Raw genomic sequence first — 18,271 nt, 5'->3', positions numbered from 1 at the left:
AGCGAGCCCTCATGCGCGCGGATGGTGTTCTTGTCGCCGATGTGCACCCACCGGCCGATCTCGAGCTGCGAGAGTTCGGGCGTCGCGTGGATCTCCACGCCTTTGCCGAGAAACACCATGCCGCGGGTGATGATGTGCGGGTTGGCCAGTTTGAACTTGAGCAGCCGCCAATAGCGCACCAGGTACCAAGGCGTATATGCGCGGTTGCGTAGCACCCATTTCAGCGAGGCCAGCGTGAGGAACTTGGCCTGGCGCGGGTCTCGGAGGTTCGATCCACGCCAGCGGCGATGGACCGGGGCACCCCACATGCTCGTCATGGCCGGACAGCCTAACTCGGTCATATACGAGCCCGCGAACCGCCACGGGTTACCCTCACCTGTACTCGATTGCCGCCGAACGGCCGGGTCTGCGCGCGAGCGGCCCGCCTCCCAAGAAGGATTTGGAAAACCGAAGGTGCTTGCCCGACAACTCGTCAGTGGGCTCCGGCGTTGGTCATCGGTAGTGCTGACGGCTGTCCTCGCGGTCCTGCTTGGCGCCTGCGGCAATACCGACTCATGGGTCGACGCCTCAGCAGCGCAGGGCTGGGCGGCGCAGTACGCCGACGCGGCCAACAGCAGCTACACCGTCACCGGCGGCGCCACGAAGCTCTCGCTGGAGTGGACCCGGTCGGTGAAGGGGAGCCTGGCCGCCGGACCGGCGCTCAGCGCACGCGGCTATCTGGCCCTCAACGCCCAGACCTCGGCGGGATGCTCGCTGATGGAGTGGGAGAACAACGACAACGGGCGCCAGCGCTGGTGCGTGCGCTTGATCCAGGGCGGCGGGTTCGCCGGCCCGCTGATCGACGGCTTCGACAACCTCTACGTCGGCCAGCCCGGAGCGTTCCTGTCTTTCCCGGTTACCCAGTGGACGCGGTGGCGCCAACCGGTGATCGGCATGCCGACCACGCCGCGGTTCGTCGGGCAAGGCGAGCTGCTCGTCGCCACGCACCTCGGTCAGGTGCTGGTCTTCGACTCCCATCGCGGCGAGGTGGTCGGCAGCCCCCTCGACCTGGTCGACGGCGTCGACCCCACCGACGCCGCGCGCGGGTTGGCGGATTGCGCGCCGGCCCGGCAGGGATGTCCCGTCGCGGCGGCCCCCGCGTTCTCGACCGCCAACGGGACGGCGGTGCTGGGCGTCTGGCAGCCCGGCGCTCCCGCCGCGGGTCTGGTCGGACTGAAGTACCACCCCGGGCAGACGCCGCTGCTGACCCGCGAATGGACCAGCGACGCCGTGGGCGCCGGTGTCATCGCCAGCCCGGTGTTGTCGGCCGACGGGTCGACCGTCTACGTCAACGGCCGCGACCAACGGCTGTGGGCGCTGCGTGCGGCCGACGCAAAGGTGAAATGGTCAGTGCCGCTGGGGTTCTTGGCACAGACTCCCCCTGCGGTCACCCCGCAGGGCTTGATCGTGGCCGGCGGCGGGCCCGACACGAAGCTGGTGGCGTTCAAGGATGCCGGTGATCACGCCGATCAGGCGTGGCGCCGCGACGATGTCCTGCCCCTGTCGACGTCAAGCCTGGCCGGTACCGGCGTCGGCTACGCGGTGGTCAGCGGGCCACCGGCAAACGGCGCCCCCGGCATGTCGCTGCTGGTTTTCGATCCAGGCAGCGGCCGCACGCTGGACAGCTATCCGATGCCGGCGGCCACCGGGTATCCGGTGGGGGTGTCGGTCGGCACCGATCGCCGGGTGGTTGCGGCCACCAGCGACGGCCAGGTTTACGGTTTCGCCCCGGCCTGACCCGGACATACCTCTGTGGTGCCGATCGACGAACCCGCGACGCCAGGCGCCGCGACCACCAACACCACTGCAAAACCGCGGAGCAGCGCCGCCGACATCGTGGCGGCGTCCGTCCTGCTGGTCATCCATGGCGGGCTGTACGCGGCGAGCTTTGCGCTGCTGGGCCTGCTCGTGATGACCACCGACTCGTGCGGGTCTCGGAAATGCGGCGATCCCGCCTGGATCGACCGTGCCATGGACCTGGGCACCTGGGGCGGGGCCGCCCTTTTGGTCGCGGACATCGCGGTCACCGTCTATTTCCTGGTACGGCGAAAACGGCGGGCCTTCGTCGTCCCGTTGATCGGTTGTGTCGCGCAGGTGGCGCTGGCGGTCGCCGCCGCGGCGATGGAGTTGCAGGCCGGACCGGTCTGACGTGGCGATCGCGAGTGCGGCGAAGCCGGATGAAGCGGGTCGCCACCATCGGAACTAGACCGCCAGCGGCGGGATGGCGTTGCGCGGCACCTGGGCCTGCAACGGCCCGCCGAGCGCCGGCAACATCTCGCCCGGGGCGAAGTAGAAGATCAGCTGATCGTCGGTGATGGCGAAGTTCTGATAGTGCGACGGGTCATGTCCCGTCGACGGCAAAACCGCGGCGCCCAACGGTGTTTGACGTTCCAGGTCGCGCTGCACGATCGGGTAGATGGCGTCCAGCGGCGCGGCGCCAGGCAGGAACAGGTTGTCGAAGGTGATGGGCTGCCTGGTCCCGAGGTTGTAGTTGAACGCCTTGTACCAGATCGACGAGTGCGCTCCCCCGACGTCCTGAAAGAACTTGAGCACGACGCTGCGGGTGTTGTGCGGGGGTTGCCCTGCGGTGTGTTGCTCGGTGGTGGCCTCCAGCTGGTATGGCTGGTCACGTCCCCCGGAACTCTGCGCGACCGCGACGAAGCCGTCCCGATTCTGGGTGACGTAATCGGTCAGCGCCTGCCCGTCGGGATAGTCGGCGGGAAAGCTCATGTTGAGGGTGTAGTTGGGGCCGGTGGCGTGCAGACGGCACATCTGGCCACCCTCAACGCTGCCGCCCAGGCTGGCACACGACGGCGGCTCGGCCGCGGCCGGCCGGCCCACCAAGACCGCCGCCGCGAGCAGCGCGGCGACTATCAGAAAACGCATCGTGGAAGTGTCCTCGCAGACTAGCCAGGGCCGGTGACCCTGAGAAGTGACGCCGCCAGCGTACCCGGCGCTATCGGGAGGGTTGGCAAACGAACGCCATCACCCGGCTGGAGGTCCGTGCACCGATGCGGGCGATGACCACCGACAGCGGCCGGCTGCCGCGCAACCGCATCCGGTTGCGCAACGAGTCCGGGTCTACCCGAACCCCGCGCACCAGGACCTCCAGCGACCCGCAGTCCAGCACCGACAGCGCCTGGCGGAGCCGGCGTTCGCCGAAGGCCAGCTGCTCGAGCACCTCGAAGCCGCGGTCCGCCACTGGCAGCCGATCGCCCGAGAGGTAGGCGATGTCGGCGTCGAGCTGCCACAGTCCGTGCCGCGCGCCGTAATGACGCACCAGCCCCGCCCGCACCACGGCGCCATCGGGGTCGATGATCCATCGCCCCACCGGCCGTACCGGGCAGTCGTCGGGGTCGTTGTCGGTGATCTGCTCGCCGCGATCCAGCAGGTTCGCCCGCCGGCCCACGCCGGGCTGCGCCAGTCCTTCCGACCACAGACACGCCTCCCGAACCGAGCCGCGATACGACGTCACCTCGATTTCTCCATCGAAACCGAGATGTCGCACCTGGCTGAAATCGATTCCCGGAGCACACTTTACGACGAACTTCCGGTCGCGGTAGGTGTCGAGTAGCGCGCCCAGGCCGGGCTGGTAGTCGTCGATGCGCAGCCGCCGCCGACCCTCGGCGCGCCGGGCCGGATCGACGATGAGCACTGCGTCGCGGGTGACCGGGCGCAGCGCGTCGGCGCGGCAGAGCCAGGCCGACTCCCCCAAGTTGTGACGTGCCATCGACAGCCGCACCGAATCGATATCGCTGCCCAGCCCGGCAACCCCACAGGCCCGCAGCGCCGCGAGCTCGGTGCCGATCGAGCAGGTCGCGTCGTGCACGACGACGCCGCTGGCGCGGGCGGCCAGCCGTCGGGCGCGGTGCAAGGCCACCGGTGCCGCGGTGGCCTGCTGCAGCGCCTCGTCGGTGAACAGCCATCCCGACACTTCCAGCTCGCCCAGCTTGTCGGCGGCGCGGCGGCGCAACAGGACCGTCTCCACCAGCACCGCGGCCCGGTCGCCGAATTGGGCGCGCGCCGCGCGGATGTCACCGAGCCGGGTGGCGTCGGTCAGGCCGAGTTCGGCGACCGCCGCCAGCGCGGCGGCACCCGCCCGCGACCGCAGATAGCCGACGTCGTCCGTACTAAACCTGATTGCCCGGTTCCTCCTCACGCCGCTGCGCGGCCTGCATCGTCGCCGGGCCGAAGCGCAGCCCGACGCTCAGGAGGGTTTGACCCCGGTCACCATCACGTTGTAGAACCAGCCCTTCGGGACCACGCGGCGCCACACGTTGACGTCCACCCAGCTCAGCGCCTTCCAGCCGGTGAAGGCGAACTTCGCCCAGCCCCAGCCCAGGCGTCCGGGCGGCACCGACGCCTCGAACGTGCGCACCGGCCAGCCGAACATCGCGGCGGTGAACTCTTCGCTCACGGTCCGCACTTCGGTGGCTCCGGCGTTGCTGGCCATCCGCTCCAGGTCACCCGGAGTGAAGGTGTGCAGGTCGACGATCGCCTCCAGCGCCGCCGCCCGGGACGATTCGTCGAGCTCGGCCTGCGGGCGCCGCCACGCACCCAGGCCCGGCAGCTTGGTGACGTTGGTGGCGATGCGCCAGGTCAGGGTCGACAACTCGCGGGCGTAGACGTCGCCCGCGCTGGTCGGCTCGCCGGCGAAGACGAACCGGCCACCGGGGCGCAGCACCCGGATCACCTCGCGCAGCGACAGCTCCACATCGGGAATGTGGTGCAGCACCGCGTGCCCGACCACCAGGTCGAAGGTGTTGTCCTCATACGGGATGCCTTCGGCGTCGGCGACCCGGCCGTCGATGTCGAGGCCCAGCGACTGCCCGTTGCGGGTGGCGACCTTGACCATGCCCGGCGAAAGGTCGGTCACCGATCCGCGCCGGGCGACCCCGGACTGGATCAGGTTGAGCAGGAAAAACCCTGTGCCACAGCCCAATTCGAGCGCCCGGTCGTAGGGCAGCTCGCGCAGCACCTCGTCGGGCACGATCGCGTCGAAGCGCCCCCGGGCGTAGTCGATGCAGCGCTGATCATAAGAGATCGACCACTTGTCGTCGTAAGTCTCGGCTTCCCAGTCGTGGTAGAGCACCTGGGCCAGCTTGCTGTCGTGCCGGGCGGCTTCCACCTGCTCGGCGGTGGCGTGGGGCGTCGGAACGGCGTCGGTCGAACTGGTCATGCAGGGCAGCCTAACGGCCGCCGGGACCCGTCCTATCGCCACCGCCCTGACCAGCACTGAACACCTCGACGTAGCGCCGGCGTTCGGCGGCTAGCCGCTCGGGGAGCTCCAGATCGAAAACGTCGTTGATCCCGGCTTTGGCGGCGGCCAGCGCCTGCCGTGGACCGTCGAGGAAGCGGCGCGCCCAGCCGGCGGCGGCGTCGTACACGTCGTCGGGGGCCACCATTTCGTCGATGATGCCCAGCGCCAGGGCCTCTTCGGCGTCGAAGAAGCGGCCGCTGAACACCAGCTCCTTGGCCTTACTCGCGCCCGCCACCCGGGTCAGGCGCGCCATCGCGTCGCCGCCGGGCATCAGGCCGGCCAGGATTTCCGTCGCCCCGAACTTGACGTTGTCCCCGCTGATCCGCCAGTCGGCGGCCAGGGCCAGCGTGAGCCCGGCGCCCAGCGCGTATCCGGTGATCGCGGCGACGGTCGGTTTGGGGATCGTCGCCACGGCGTGGACGGCTTCCTGGCGGACCCGGGCCACGCTCTCGACCTCGGAACCCCGCAGCGTTCGCAGCTCGGACATGTCGTCACCCGCGGAGAAGATCTCGTGGCCGCCGAAAAGAATCACCACGGCGACGTCGTCACGCCGGCCCAACTCGTCGGCGGCCGCGATTACCTCCCGATAGACCTGGCGGGTCATCGCGTTCGTCGGTGGGCGCGACAGCAGCAACATGGCCAGCCCGGCGTCCTGCGACCCGTCGCTGACCACCACGCTGACGAACTCGCTCACTCGAGCGTTCACAACGGCCACTCCATACCGCCCGCCTTGCGCGCCTGGTGGTAGCGATCGGAATCGAAGAACTCGAAAACCCAGTTGTCACCACGCTTTTCGAGGAGGGGCTGCACGGGCGCGATCTGGCGTTCGACGGCCAGCACGTCGGCGACGCTGCGGCCGGCCAGCGAATCCAGCTGGGTCCAGGTCGGCGGCAGCAGGATGTTGCGGCCCGCCTCGAAGTCGGCGATGGCATCCTGCGGCAACGCCCAGCCGAACCGGTCGGATTCGGTGTTCTCCCCGTCGGCACGCTGGCCCTCGGGTAGGGCCGCCACGAAGAAGTAGGTGTCGTACCGGCGGGTCCGCTCGGCCTCCGGGGTGACCCAATTGGCCCATGGCCGCAGCAGGTCTGAGCGCAACACCAGGTTTTCGGTGCGCAGGAAATCGGCGAACGACAGCGTCCGATCGTCCAGGGCGCGCCGGGCATCGGCGTAGACCGAGGCGTCGCGAACGATGCCGTCCGGGTCGTCGGCCGGACCGGCGAAGAGCACCCCGGACTCCTCGAAGGTCTCCCGAGCCGCGGCACACACCAGCGCCGCGGCCAGTTCGGTGTCGATGCCAAACCGCTGTGCCCACCATTCCGGCGGCGGACCGGCCCACGCGATATCGGCGTTGCGGTCGCGGTCGTCGACGCCGCCACCGGGAAACACGATGACGCCCGGGGCGAACTCCATCTTCGAATGGCGGCGCATCAGGAAGATCTTCAAGCCGCCGGGCACGTCGCGGACCAGCATCACGGTTGCGGCCGGGCGGGTCGGCAGCGGCTCGGGGTTGGTGCTCATTCCAGCCTCCTGCGGTGGGCCGCGCGGGTACGAACTCGCCGCGCGAAGTAGCGCCCGTCGACGACGTCGAGCGCGATCGCTTGGCCGAATGCGGTGGACAGGTTCTCTGAGGTCAGCACGTCAGTCAGCAATCCCGCAGCGACCACTTCGGCTTCCGAAAGCAGCATGCAGTGGCTGAACCCGGGCGGAATCTCCTCGACGTGGTGGGTGACCAGCACCAGGGCGGGAGCCTCGGGGTCGGCGGCCAGGTCGGCCAGCCGCGCGACCAACTCCTCGCGGCCGCCCAAATCCAGGCCGGCGGCGGGCTCGTCGAGCAGCAGCAGTTCGGGGTCGGTCATCAGCGCGCGGGCGATCAGCACCCGCTTGCGCTCGCCCTCCGACAGCGTCCCATAGGTGCGGTCCGCAAGGTGCTCGGCGCCCAGGCTCTCCAGCATGTCTATCGCGCGCTGGTAGTCGACGTCCTCGTAGTGCTCCCGCCACCTGCCCAGCACCGCATAGCCGGCCGAGACAACGAGATCGCGGACCACTTCGTCGGTGGGTATGCGCTGCGCCAAAGCCGAGGAGCTGAGCCCGATCCGCGACCGCAACTCCGTCACGTCGACCCGGCCCAGTCGCTCACCGAGCACGAAAGCGGTGCCGGACGAGGGATGTTCGGCCGCCGCGGCGATCCGCAGCAACGAGGTCTTGCCGGCGCCGTTGGGCCCGACGATCACCCAGCGTTCGTCGAGTTCGACCGCCCAGTCCAATGGGCCCACCAAAACGTTGCCGCCACGCCGCAGTGACACCTGCCTGAAGTCGAGCAGCAGATCGGGGTCGGCTGACTCGCTTCCGTTTTCGGCCACCCGACCATCGTGCCGTACCGCAACGCTCGAATACCTGCCGGGTCGCTATGGGGTGGGCGGGATCTCCACCCGGCGAACCTCACCGTCGATCGCGTCGGCGGCCTCGATTTCACCGCGAGTCACACCCAGCAGGAGCAGCACCGTGTCCAGATAGGGGTGACTCAGCGACGCATCGGCGACCTCGCGCAGTGCCGGCTTGGCGTTGAACGCGATCCCCAATCCGGCGGCGGCCAGCATGTCGATGTCGTTGGCACCGTCGCCTACCGCGACGGTCTGCGCCATCGGTACCCCGACCTGGTTTGCGAATTCTTTTAGCGCCGAGGCCTTTCCGGCCCGGTCGACGATCGGCCCGATCACCCGGCCGGTGATGGTGCCGTCGACGATCTCCAGCTCGTTGGCCGCGACATAGTCGATCATCAGCTCCTCGGCCAGCGGCTCGATGATCCGGCGGAAGCCCCCGGACACGAGGCCGCACGCATAACCCAAGCGCCGTAAGGTCCGTATCGTGGTGCGGGCGCCGGGCATCAGTTCCAGTGCGTCGGCGACCTCGTCGATGACGCTGGCCGGCAGGCCCGCCAGCGTCGCCACCCGCTGCTCGAGCGACTGCGCGAAGTCCAGCTCGCCGCGCATCGCGGCGTCGGTGATCGCGGCGACCTTGCCCTCGGCGCCCGCCCGGGCCGCCAGCATCTCGATGACCTCGCCCTGCACCAGTGTCGAGTCGACGTCAAACACGATGAGCCGCTTGGCCCGTCGTTCCAGGCTGACAGCCTCGACCGCCACATCGACCTGTTCTTCGCTGGACACCCGGTTCAGAGCGGTCCGCAGCGCCCCATCCGCGCCCGGCGGCACTGACACCCGCAGCTCCAGGCCGATCACCGGATAGTCGGAAACACCGCGAATCAAGTCGATGTTGACGCCCAGCCCCGCCACCTCGCGGGCGACCGTGCCGAACGCACTGGCGGTGATGGGCCGGCCCAGCACGTAGATGGTGTGGGTCGAGGGCTCACGCATGATGGGCACGTCGTCGCTGCGCTCGATGCTGACATCCAGATCCAACTCGCGGATGGCCGATTCGACGTCTTGGCGCAACTGTGCGCTATCGGCGACCTCGGCCCTACAGCAGACCAGCACGCCCAGTGTCAGACGGTGCCGAATCACCACCTGCTCGACGTTGAGCAGCTCGACTCCGTGCCGCGACAGCGCCTCCAACAGGCTCGCCGTCACGCCCGGCTGGTCCACGCCGGTGACGGTGATCAGCACCGACACCTTCTGTGGTGAGTTCACTCCCGACAGCTGTCGCTATTGCTCAGCAGTCGAGCGATCGGGTTCGGTTCGCGGACCGAAGCCCTTCGGCGACTCGAGAGCCGTGGCATGGCGGCCCACATGCGCCTCGGCGCGAAGCCGCTCCACCATGTGCGGGTAGTGCAATTCGAATGCCGGGCGCTCCGAACGGATTCGGGGCAGCTCGGTGAAGTTGTGCCGCGGCGGCGGGCAGCTGGTCGCCCACTCCAGAGAGTTGCCGTAGCCCCACGGGTCGTCGACCGTGACGACTTCGCCGTAACGCCAGCTCTTGAAGACGTTCCAGACGAACGGGAACATCGACGCGCCCAGGATGAAGGCGCCCACTGTCGAGGCGACGTTGTAGGGCTGGAAGCCGTCGCTGGGCAGGTAGTCGGCGTAGCGGCGCGGCATGCCCAGGTCGCCCAGCCAGTGCTGCACCAGGAACGTGGTGTGGAACCCGATGAACGTCAACCAGAAGTGCAGCTTGCCCAGGCGCTCGTCGAGCAGCCGGCCGGTCATCTTCGGGAACCAGAAGTACACCCCGCCGAAGGTGGCGAACACGATGGTGCCGAACAGCACGTAGTGGAAATGCGCGACCACGAAGTAGGTGTCGGTGACGTGGAAGTCCAGCGGCGGGCTGGCCAGCATCACCCCGGTCAGCCCACCCAGCAGGAAGGTGATGAGGAAGCCGACGCAGAACAGCATCGGCGTCTCAAAGGTGATCTGGCCCTTCCACATCGTGCCGATCCAGTTGAAGAACTTGATCCCGGTCGGCACCGCGATCAGATACGTCATGAACGAAAAGAACGGCAGCAGAACGGCTCCGGTGGCGAACATGTGGTGCGCCCACACCGCGACCGACAGTGCGGCGATCGACAGGGTCGCGTAAACCAGCGTGGTGTAACCGAAGACCGGCTTGCGCGAGAACACCGGAATGATCTCGGTGATGATGCCGAAGAATGGTAGCGCGATGATGTAGACCTCGGGATGGCCGAAGAACCAGAACAGGTGTTGCCACAACAAGACTCCGCCATTGGCGGCGTCGTATACGTGGGCGCCCAGATGTCGGTCGGCGGCCAGGCCGAACAGCGCGGCGGTCAGGATCGGGAACGCGATCAGGATCAGGATCGAGGTCACCAAGATGTTCCAGGTGAAGATCGGCATCCGGAACATCGTCATGCCGGGCGCGCGCATGCACACCACGGTGGTGATCATGTTGACGGCACCCAGGATGGTGCCCAGACCCGCGACGATCAGGCCGGTGATCCACAGATCTCCCCCCGCGCCGGGTGAGTGCACGGCGTCAGACAGGGGTGTGTAGGCGGTCCAGCCGAAGTCAGCGGCCCCGCCCGGGACGATGAAGCCGGAGGCCGCGATCAGCCCGCCGAACAGGAACAGCCAAAACGAGAAGGCGTTCAGGCGCGGGAAGGCCACGTCTGGTGCGCCGATCTGCAGCGGCAGCACCAAGTTGGCGAAACCGAACACCACCGGGGTCGCATACAGCAGCAGCATGATCGTGCCGTGCATGGTGAACAGCTGGTTGAACTGTTCGTTCGACAGGAACTGAAGCCCGGGAGCGGCCAGCTCGGTGCGCATCAGCAACGCCATCAGCCCGCCTATGAAGAAGAAGGCGAAGCAGGTGACCGTGTACATGATGCCGATCATCTTGTGATCGGTGGTGGTGATCAGTTTGTAGACGAGGTTCCCTTTGGGGCCCATGCGGTCCGGGTACGGACGAACGGCCTCGAGTTCACCCAAGGGGGGCGCTTCGGCTGTCAACAGTTTCTCCAAACATCCAGATCGGACACTGGCCCAAAAACAGTATTGAGACGAATCTTAGCCGTCGATCATGGCGCCGTCAGGGCTGGTCCTACAAACTGTCGTAAATGCCTCGCCGGTGCGGCGTGTCCGTCGGCGCAGCGTCGCCACGCTGGCCGAATGGTGGCGACCCGCTTCGCCCGGCCCCGCCGCGCTCGCGATCGCCACGCTGGCCGAATGTTAGCGTCTGACGCGTGTTGTTCGGCGCGATCAGACCCGCCCGGCCTGCCGTGGCGACCGCGGTGACGGCAGCGGTCATCCTGGCATGCGGCGGTTGCGGATCCGACAAGCCGGCCGGCCAGACCCCGGCCCGTTCCCTGATCACCCCCACCACCCAGATCGCGGGCGCCGGAGTGCTCGGAAACGACCGCCGACCCGACGACTCGTGCGCGCGGGACGCCGCTGCGCCCGATCCGGGCTCCTCGAAACGGCCGGTGCGCAACGCCGCGGGCGTCGACCCGGACGTCGTGCAGGTGCCCGCCGACCCGCAGCGCATCGTGGTGCTCGCCGGCGACCAGCTCGACACGTTGTGCGCGCTGGGCCTGCAGTCACGGGTGGTCGGCGCGGCATTGCCGGACGGGTCCTCGAGTCAGCCCGCCTACCTGGGCGGCGCCGTCCACGGGGTGCCCGGGGTCGGCTCCCGGTCCCACCCGGACCTGAAGGCGATCGGCGCCGCCCACCCCGACCTGATCCTGGGGTCGCAGGGGCTGACACCCACCCTCTATCCGCAGCTGGCAGCCATCGCGCCCACCGTGTTCACCGCCGCGCCGGGCGCGGCGTGGCAGGACAACGTGCGCGCCGCCGGCGCCGCCACCGGCCGCGGCGCCGCAGTGAACTCGCTGATCAGCGGCTTTTCCCAGCGGGCCACCGACATCGGCGCGCGGCATGACGCCTCTCACTTCCAGGCGTCGATCGTGCAGCTGACGGCGGGGACGATCCGGGTGTACGGCGCCAACAACTTCCCGGCCAGCGTGCTGGGTGCGGTCGGCGTGGACCGGCCGGCCTCCCAGCGGTTCACCGACAAGCCCTACATCGAGATCGGGGCCAGCGACGCGGACCTGGCGAAGAATCCTGACCTGTCGATAGCCGACGCCGACGTGGTCTACGCGTCCTGCGACACCCCGGCCGCCGCCGATCGGGCCGCCACGATCCTGGACAGCAACCCGTGGCGCAAGCTGTCGGCCAACCGTGACAACAGGGTCTATATCGTCAACAACGAGATCTGGCAGGCCGGCGAGGGCCTGATCGCCGCCCGCGGCATCGTCGACGACCTGCGCCTGGTGAACGCCCCGATCAACTGACGGCGCCCGGGCGAAACGCACACATCGTCACAACGTGATGTTCGCCCGGCCAGCGGAATAATTTTACCTTAGCTAAACTTCTTGATGACGTATCGCCTTGATGACGTATCGAATCGAAGAGGGATTTTCAATGAGCACAGTTTCGGCGTACGCCGCCACCTCGCCGACGGCACCGCTGACCAAGACCACGATCGAGAGGCGTGACCCGGGCCCACACGACGTGGCCATCGACATCAAGTTCGCCGGGATCTGCCACTCCGACATCCACACGGCCAAAGGCGAATGGGGCACGCCGCACTACCCGTTGGTCGTGGGCCACGAAATCGCCGGCGTCGTGACCGCAGTCGGCTCCGAGGTCACCAAGCACAAGGTGGGTGACCACGTCGGCGTCGGCTGCATGGTGAACTCCTGCGGCCAGTGCAGCAGCTGTAAGGCCGGTCTCGAGCAGTACTGCAGCCGGGGCACGATCTTCACCTACAACGCCACTGACAAAGACGGCACGATTACGCAGGGCGGGTACAGCCAGGCGATCGTCGTGGACGAAAACTTCGTCTTGCACATCCCCGACTCGCTGCCGCTGGACAAGGCGGCGCCACTGCTGTGCGCGGGCATCACGCTGTTCTCGCCGCTGCGGCACTGGAAAGCCGGCCAGGACACTCGCCTGGCGATCATCGGCCTGGGCGGACTGGGCCACATGGGCGTCAAGCTCGGCGCGGCGATGGGCGCCGAAGTGACGGTGCTGTCGCAGTCACTGAAGAAGATGGAGGACGGACTGCGGTTGGGCGCTAAGCACTACTACGCCACCGCCGAGCGCGAGACCTTCAAGAAACTGCGCAACAGCTTTGACCTGATCTTGAACACCGTCTCAGCGAACCTCAACCTGAACGACTATCTGAGCCTGCTCGACGTCGACGGGACGCTCGTCGAATTAGGGATTCCTGAACACCCCATGGAGGTGGGCGCGTTCTCGCTGGCGCTGGCGCGGCGCAGCCTCTCCGGGTCGAACATCGGCGGCATCGCCGAGACCCAGGAGATGCTCGACTTCTGCGCCGAGCACAACGTGACGCCGGAAATCGAGCTCATCGAGCCCGACTACATCAACGAAGCCTACGAGCGCGTGCTGGCCAGCGACGTGCGCTACCGCTTCGTCATCGATATTTCGAAGCTGTAGGGCCCCGGCGCGTCCTACAGCGCGACGCCCGGAGCGCCGTTGGACGCCGCACCGCGAGCGGCGACCTCCGCGGCCTCACCCCACTCGTCACCGGGGATGACCTCGCTGACATCGATGCCGGCCAGCGGCCACCCGACCGCGGCCAGGGTTGCCGCCACCCGGATGATGTTCTCCGGCCCTGCGTCGTAGTGGGTCATGTCGGAGATGAAGTGGGCGATCTCGTCGCGGTCGATCACACCGTCGGCGACTGCTGGCGATCCGTCTGCGGTGATGTTGCGCACCACCTCGGCGATCTGCTCCTCGGTCAGCGGGGTGCTGCGCAGCAGCGCCAGCAGCGGCACCCGGTCTGGCCCGGGGACGCCCTCAGGGTAGCCGGCGCGCAGCCAGCGAAGCACCGAGCGGCAGAAGTTGGCGGTGGCGGAGGCGGCGGTGTTCGTCACCCCACCAGTGTCAGGGCAGCCGTGTCACCCGCGCTACCGCGGCGCGACTCCGACCAGACAATTCATACGTCGTTTACCTCGACAGACCCGGCCTTTCGCCGCCCACACGCCCGCAACGATCGGCGCCTTGGTTGTCGAGTGCGCACCATAGGGGTACTTCCACTGGTCAACGTGATTTTCATCGGTCGGCACCATTTCTGCGGAGTAGAGTCGAGCCATGACGACTCCGACCTCGCAGAACCGGCCGCCCATCGTTGCTGTAAGTGTCGGCAGCCAGAAGAATTCGGTGCCGAGGATTCCTAGGCCGTCAGATCCGGCCGAGTCGCCTGAACGCGGCATCGGCGCCCGTTTGCGGGAGATGGGCCTCGGGGTGCAGACCGAGCCCCTCAAGGAGGTGCGCCTCCAAATGGGCCTGGACATGCAGGTTGTTTACTTCACGGTCCGCGTGCCCGTGGCGGGTGGCCTAACGCTGCGCTTGCCGGTGATGGCGACGTTCAAGCCCAGGATCTATTCGCCGACGCAGGCACAACACCTTTCCCCCTAGCGCCCTCGCTGGGGGCCTTCATCGATTCCCGATTCCGCTTGTTTCAAGGCAAACCTAGAGGGGGAACTGGCATGACACCCGAGCCGACCAACAGCGCGGACGCATTGTGAGCAACCCTTCCGGATCGGGTGGCGAAAGTCGCCTCACGCAGGCCCTCAACTTGGGTATCGAGGTGTTCAGCGCGGTCATGTCGTTTCTTAGCCGCGGGGCGATCCAGATACACAGTGAGCTACCCGGCGGAGAGAACGTCGGCCGTACCTCGTTCAGCCAGGCCGTCGCTAGCATCTTCGGCAACGACGACGCCGGTGACGTACGGCCAGCGGACGGGGCTTCACCGGGCACCGCCGAAGGCTGAACGAGCCCAGACCGGAGTGAGCTCGCCTAGTTCGCGTCTGAGTATTTGGTCGGGCCGCCCCTGCCGTCTGACACATCCTTTGGTCGTGTGGGGCCCGACGTCAGCCCAAGCGCCAGAAAGAACACGACGAATAACGGGCCGCCGACATAGAGATTCATCGCCCCGCCGGGCTCGATGAAGCCGGGGCCACCAACGATGGTCACCGTCTCGACCAGTTGCTCGAGTGCGAATACCACAGCAAGCGCGCCGACCCACCGCGGAAACCTCTGCTGAACGGAAGCCAGTGCGACGGGCACAGCGACCATCACATCGGCGACCGTCAGGAGTGGCCCCCACATCACGGCGACATCAGCCAGGATGCGTGCGGTCGCGGGATCCAGAGACCTGGCGTGTAGCGCGAGTCCCGAGCTGAACCAAAATTCGACGGCGACCTCGGTGATGATCACCGCTGAGCCGATCGTCAACACATGCCCGGCTGCGCCGTCGAATCTGGTGCGGGCGTGGCCGAGCACTATCACCAGCGCAAGCGAGCCGAGCGCGACAAGAAGTGCCTGCAACCGGATGGCGGAGCCGTGTGCGACCACATGAGCGACGATCGCCTCACCAGACTTATCAATGCCTGGCAGCGGTGGAACAGTCACCAGCGCGGCCGCAAAGAGCACGGCAAACACGACTCCGGCCACCTGCGGAAGTCGACGTGCCATCGGTACAAGGTAGTCCCTCCCGGCGAGGCGCCCCCGTCCTTTGGTGCGGACAGTCGCTTTCATAGGCATCGCGCTGTGAGCCAGCCGTCGATTGTCTCGGCGACTGCCTGCCATCCACGCTCGAGCATCATGGCATGTCCCATGTCGGGAAAAATTTCCGCGTCCGCCTGGTAAATCCGCGCTACAGCAGAGGCATCCCCGTCGATTCGCATGCCGTCGTCTTCTGCTCCGAGAACAAGCAGCGGGGCTTGCACGAGGTCAGGGTGAGGAAGTCGATTTACCGTTTCTCGAGCGGCGCGCCTGCTCTCGGCCTGCAAATGGGTCGCACACGACCTGACGATTGATTCGAGGGTATGCGCGGAAAATATAAACTCGCGGGCCGACGACGCGGTCCTGAATAGGTCGGCTGGGTTGCCAAAAGTGCTGCTGCGCACGATAAGCCATGGGTGACGGAGGGCAGCGCGCAATGCCCATCGTCGTAATCCCTGCGGTGTGCCGGGTGCCATCAGAACCGCCGCCGGGGCACGGTGAATTGCCAGGTGATTCAGCACGACCCAGCAACCCATCGAATGACCGATGAGCACCGGTGCGCTTTCAAGCTTCGCGACAACGGCGTTTACGTCTTCCAGGTAATCAGCGATACAACATGATTGGAGGGGCTTGGACAGGCTGCTGGCACCGTGGCCGCGAAAGCTGAGTGCGACGGCTCGGTAACCCTTATCCGCAAAGAAGCCCAGAAAATGGTCGTCCCATATCCTTGCCGTGCCGCAAGCGCCGTGAACGAAGAGCAGCGGATCGGGATGTGATTCGGTGACAGACCCCTCGTCGATTATTTCGAGCATGTGGCCTCAATCTTCCATCCGCTACAGACCGCTTGAGCATCTTCTCAGGCGCTGCGCGTTTGCCGAGCAAGATTTGTGGATTCGCGCAAAGCTCGCTGCGATAGGTCACGGTGTGCGCGGCTCTGGTCACCTGCTGAGGTCTGCGTATTCCCCGCTCAAGAATTCCTCTAGCTCGTCCGGATGGTCAATTACCGAAGTTTTCGCGCTCTCGGATGAGTCACCCGTCTGCTCCCGCAACAGCTTTGACGGCCATATCCTGAAGGCCGCCGCGAGCGTCAACAACGCGACACCACACATAGCACCGAAGGCGGCTTGACCCACAAGGACCACGGCGATGTATGTCAGTACGCTCATCACCTTCAGGGGTTGCCGTCGACGGCGTATATAAAACCGGCCCAACATCCACTCGGAGTCCTGCAGCAATCAATGCCACTAGGGCTCACGGCCCCGGAGCGGGGCCCTGCGGTCGATAGGCGGCGCAAATGCGCCGCCGGATGAAACGTCGCGAATTTAAGACCGGTGCCGCGTGTCGATAACCGATGATTAGGCGATCGGGAGGAGCATTAGAGACGCGCCACTAGGAGGTGCGGATGGTGACCACCGACGTTTGCCCCGATGTCTGCCTCGTGTGCGGCTATCTGACACTCGGCCACGATCTGTGCTATTTCTGTCGCTCCCCGGTAGCGGAGCCCCTCGACGGCGAAGTCCGCCAGACCTTGAATGACAGGAGCGCAAGGCGGTCGCCGCGATCCTGGATTGCAAAGGCGGCGAGCTAACCGATTTTGGGCATCCCGCCGGCACCGCCGCCGTGAGCCTCTGAGCGCGGCCCAAGGCGATGACGAGCCGGCCTTACTGAATCGAAGCGAACCCCGGGCTGGTGCTCCCCGCCCCATGCCTGAGGTGACAACCTGCACCACCGGGCGCTGGCCGGTCACTTCCGAAAACCGGCAGACCGCTTAGCCTTTCACTCGATGGGGATCAGCGATCCCGGTATTCTTGTCCGGTGCGGCTGAGCCGAGCAGAGCGCGAGCGGGTATTCGCGGCGGTAGCCGACGAGCGGCGCGCAATCGCCGACTTGATCGACACCCTCAACCCCAGCCAGCTGGCCACGGCAAGCCTCTGCGCTGGTTGGGATGTCAAAACTGTTGCCGCGCATTTGGTTAGCGACTTCGCCGACGGATTCTGGGGCTTCGCGGCCAGCGGCATTCGTCACGGCAGTATCGATCGGGGAATCGATGCTCTGGCCCGTCGCCGAGCGCAGGCGCCGGCCGCCGAGATCGCCGAGACGTTACGTAGCCGAGCCGACCACAGGCTCAGTCCGCCGGTGACCGGCCCGCTATCGGGCCTGACCGACGTGTTGGTTCATGGTGCAGACATACGGATACCGCTGGGCATTCCGCATCGTCCGGACCCGACGCATGTCGCCCGGGCGCTGGATTTCCTGACCGGTCCGACCCAACTCGGCTTTTTCCCACACCGACGGTTGCGCGGCATCGGGTTACACGACGAGGACACCGGAGGAACATGGGGCGATGGCGAAACGATCGAGGGTTCGGGAGTGACTTTGATGTTGGCGATATGCGGACGCGCCGTCGCATTCGACCATCTCGGCGGCCCAGGATTAGCTCTACTGCGATCCCGCCTCACCTGATCCGCGACCGGACCCGGTGGCATCATCCAGCGGGGGTCACCGTCAGCGGAGTTAGAAGTCCCAGTCCTCGTCCTCGGTGACGACGGCTTTGCCGATCACGTACGACGAGCCCGAGCCGGAGAAGAAGTCGTGGTTCTCGTCGGCATTGGGTGAGAGGGCCGACAGAATCGCCGGGTTGACGTCCGTCTCGTCGCGCGGGAACAGCGCCTCGTAACCGAGGTTCATCAGTGCCTTATTGGCGTTGTAGCGCAAGAACTTCTTGACGTCCTCGGTCAGCCCGACTTCGTCGTAGAGGTCCTGGGTGTACTCCACCTCGTTGTCGTAGAGCTCGAAGAGCAGCTCGTAGGTGTAGTCCTTGAGCTCCTGCTTGCGCGCGTCGTCGACCAACGCCAGGCCACGCTGGAACTTGTAGCCGATGTAGTAACCGTGCACGGCCTCGTCGCGGATGATCAGTCGGATCATGTCGGCGGTGTTGGTCAGCTTGGCGCGGCTCGACCAGTACATC

At 66.7% G+C, this 18,271-nt stretch carries 19 protein-coding genes and 1 pseudogene; 7 read left to right on the top strand and 13 right to left on the bottom strand.

What is annotated here, in order from left to right:
- Nucleotides 1–317 (bottom strand): annotated as a pseudogene (locus A5652_RS10040) (acetyltransferase); the annotation flags it as partial.
- 184 nt (nucleotides 318–501) lie between these two features.
- On the opposite strand from A5652_RS10040, the gene A5652_RS10035 reads away from it, so the two are divergent.
- Together A5652_RS10035 and A5652_RS10030 are read left to right on the top strand one after the other, a co-directional pair.
- Nucleotides 502–1,776, top strand: coding sequence for a PQQ-binding-like beta-propeller repeat protein (locus A5652_RS10035; protein WP_369805774.1), 1,275 nt, complete (start codon nucleotides 502–504; stop codon nucleotides 1,774–1,776).
- Nucleotides 1,777–1,794: 18 nt separating this feature from the next.
- The gene (locus A5652_RS10030; RefSeq protein WP_067350028.1) at nucleotides 1,795–2,187 is read left to right on the top strand and encodes a hypothetical protein; all 393 of its coding nucleotides are present in this window, start codon (nucleotides 1,795–1,797) and stop codon (nucleotides 2,185–2,187) included.
- 54 nt (nucleotides 2,188–2,241) lie between these two features.
- Here the strand turns inward: A5652_RS10030 and A5652_RS10025 are convergent, their stop codons facing one another.
- The 8 genes from A5652_RS10025 to ctaD form a co-directional block, all read right to left on the bottom strand.
- On the bottom strand, nucleotides 2,242–2,925 hold the full coding sequence (locus A5652_RS10025; RefSeq protein WP_067350005.1) for an esterase: 684 nt from the start codon (nucleotides 2,923–2,925) through the stop codon (nucleotides 2,242–2,244).
- Between the two features lie 70 nt (nucleotides 2,926–2,995).
- Nucleotides 2,996–4,198: a class I SAM-dependent methyltransferase gene (locus A5652_RS10020; protein WP_232001149.1), complete on the bottom strand. Its 1,203-nt coding sequence runs from the start codon at nucleotides 4,196–4,198 to the stop codon at nucleotides 2,996–2,998.
- A 48-nt stretch (nucleotides 4,199–4,246) separates the two neighbouring features.
- On the bottom strand, nucleotides 4,247–5,218 hold the full coding sequence (locus A5652_RS10015; protein ID WP_067350000.1) for a class I SAM-dependent methyltransferase: 972 nt from the start codon (nucleotides 5,216–5,218) through the stop codon (nucleotides 4,247–4,249).
- A 10-nt stretch (nucleotides 5,219–5,228) separates the two neighbouring features.
- Entirely contained in the window at nucleotides 5,229–5,993 is a 765-nt protein-coding gene (locus A5652_RS10010; RefSeq protein WP_067350022.1) for an enoyl-CoA hydratase, read from the bottom strand.
- An 8-nt stretch (nucleotides 5,994–6,001) separates the two neighbouring features.
- Nucleotides 6,002–6,817: an NUDIX hydrolase gene (locus A5652_RS10005; protein ID WP_067349995.1), complete on the bottom strand. Its 816-nt coding sequence runs from the start codon at nucleotides 6,815–6,817 to the stop codon at nucleotides 6,002–6,004.
- Complete coding sequence (locus tag A5652_RS10000; RefSeq protein WP_067349992.1) at nucleotides 6,814–7,659, bottom strand: ABC transporter ATP-binding protein; 846 nt, start codon at nucleotides 7,657–7,659, stop codon at nucleotides 6,814–6,816. Before A5652_RS10000 ends, A5652_RS10005 begins: the two co-directional genes overlap by 4 nt.
- Nucleotides 7,660–7,704: 45 nt before the next feature.
- Nucleotides 7,705–8,943 carry a phosphoserine phosphatase SerB gene (gene serB / locus A5652_RS09995; protein WP_067349988.1) on the bottom strand — a complete coding sequence of 413 codons (1,239 nt, stop codon included), beginning with the start codon at nucleotides 8,941–8,943 and terminating at the stop codon, nucleotides 7,705–7,707.
- Nucleotides 8,944–8,958: 15 nt separating this feature from the next.
- Nucleotides 8,959–10,719, bottom strand: coding sequence for a cytochrome c oxidase subunit I (ctaD, locus tag A5652_RS09990; RefSeq protein WP_232001148.1), 1,761 nt, complete (start codon nucleotides 10,717–10,719; stop codon nucleotides 8,959–8,961).
- 233 nt (nucleotides 10,720–10,952) lie between these two features.
- On the opposite strand from ctaD, the gene A5652_RS09985 reads away from it, so the two are divergent.
- On the top strand, nucleotides 10,953–12,059 hold the full coding sequence (locus A5652_RS09985; protein WP_067349984.1) for an iron-siderophore ABC transporter substrate-binding protein: 1,107 nt from the start codon (nucleotides 10,953–10,955) through the stop codon (nucleotides 12,057–12,059).
- 130 nt (nucleotides 12,060–12,189) lie between these two features.
- Nucleotides 12,190–13,230, top strand: a complete 1,041-nt coding sequence (locus A5652_RS09980) for an NAD(P)-dependent alcohol dehydrogenase (protein WP_067350013.1) — start codon at nucleotides 12,190–12,192, stop codon at nucleotides 13,228–13,230.
- 14 nt (nucleotides 13,231–13,244) lie between these two features.
- On the opposite strand, the gene A5652_RS09975 is transcribed toward A5652_RS09980, so the two are convergent.
- Entirely contained in the window at nucleotides 13,245–13,670 is a 426-nt protein-coding gene (locus A5652_RS09975) for a DUF3349 domain-containing protein (RefSeq protein WP_067349981.1), read from the bottom strand.
- A gap of 217 nt (nucleotides 13,671–13,887) precedes the next feature.
- Between A5652_RS09975 and A5652_RS27500 the strand changes: the two genes are divergently transcribed.
- Both A5652_RS27500 and A5652_RS09965 read left to right on the top strand, forming a co-directional pair.
- A complete protein-coding gene (locus A5652_RS27500) occupies nucleotides 13,888–14,214 on the top strand; it encodes a hypothetical protein (RefSeq protein ID WP_156745255.1) in 327 nt (108 codons plus the stop codon).
- A gap of 106 nt (nucleotides 14,215–14,320) precedes the next feature.
- Nucleotides 14,321–14,569: a hypothetical protein gene (locus tag A5652_RS09965; protein ID WP_067349973.1), complete on the top strand. Its 249-nt coding sequence runs from the start codon at nucleotides 14,321–14,323 to the stop codon at nucleotides 14,567–14,569.
- A 26-nt stretch (nucleotides 14,570–14,595) separates the two neighbouring features.
- Here the strand turns inward: A5652_RS09965 and A5652_RS09960 are convergent, their stop codons facing one another.
- Together A5652_RS09960 and A5652_RS09955 are read right to left on the bottom strand one after the other, a co-directional pair.
- On the bottom strand, nucleotides 14,596–15,273 hold the full coding sequence (locus A5652_RS09960) for a hypothetical protein (protein WP_156745254.1): 678 nt from the start codon (nucleotides 15,271–15,273) through the stop codon (nucleotides 14,596–14,598).
- A 59-nt stretch (nucleotides 15,274–15,332) separates the two neighbouring features.
- A complete protein-coding gene (locus A5652_RS09955) occupies nucleotides 15,333–16,115 on the bottom strand; it encodes an alpha/beta hydrolase (RefSeq protein WP_067349966.1) in 783 nt (260 codons plus the stop codon).
- A gap of 1,003 nt (nucleotides 16,116–17,118) precedes the next feature.
- Between A5652_RS09955 and A5652_RS09945 the strand changes: the two genes are divergently transcribed.
- Nucleotides 17,119–17,766, top strand: coding sequence for a maleylpyruvate isomerase family mycothiol-dependent enzyme (locus A5652_RS09945; RefSeq protein WP_067349959.1), 648 nt, complete (start codon nucleotides 17,119–17,121; stop codon nucleotides 17,764–17,766).
- Nucleotides 17,767–17,817: 51 nt separating this feature from the next.
- On the opposite strand, the gene A5652_RS09940 is transcribed toward A5652_RS09945, so the two are convergent.
- The coding region (locus tag A5652_RS09940; RefSeq protein ID WP_197513881.1) for a ribonucleotide-diphosphate reductase subunit beta at nucleotides 17,818–18,271 on the bottom strand (454 nt) is incomplete at its 5' end.

The organism is Mycobacterium sp. 1165178.9, from assembly GCF_001673555.1.
GTDB lineage: Bacteria > Actinomycetota > Actinomycetes > Mycobacteriales > Mycobacteriaceae > Mycobacterium.
The sequence above is the reverse complement of the archived record's forward strand: the minus strand, read 5'-3'. Positions and strand labels throughout refer to the sequence as shown.

What these genes read in the sequence shown, in the direction of transcription:
- A5652_RS10005 (WP_067349995.1), bottom strand. Translation starts at nt 6,817, where the DNA reads ATGAGCACCAACCCCGAGCCGCTGCCGACCCGCCCGGCCGCAACCGTG.
- A5652_RS09980 (WP_067350013.1), top strand. Translation starts at nt 12,190, where the DNA reads ATGAGCACAGTTTCGGCGTACGCCGCCACCTCGCCGACGGCACCGCTG.
- A5652_RS10025 (WP_067350005.1), bottom strand. Translation starts at nt 2,925, where the DNA reads ATGCGTTTTCTGATAGTCGCCGCGCTGCTCGCGGCGGCGGTCTTGGTG.
- A5652_RS10015 (WP_067350000.1), bottom strand. Translation starts at nt 5,218, where the DNA reads ATGACCAGTTCGACCGACGCCGTTCCGACGCCCCACGCCACCGCCGAG.
- A5652_RS09960 (WP_156745254.1), bottom strand. Translation starts at nt 15,273, where the DNA reads ATGGCACGTCGACTTCCGCAGGTGGCCGGAGTCGTGTTTGCCGTGCTC.
- A5652_RS27500 (WP_156745255.1), top strand. Translation starts at nt 13,888, where the DNA reads ATGACGACTCCGACCTCGCAGAACCGGCCGCCCATCGTTGCTGTAAGT.
- A5652_RS09955 (WP_067349966.1), bottom strand. Translation starts at nt 16,115, where the DNA reads ATGCTCGAAATAATCGACGAGGGGTCTGTCACCGAATCACATCCCGAT.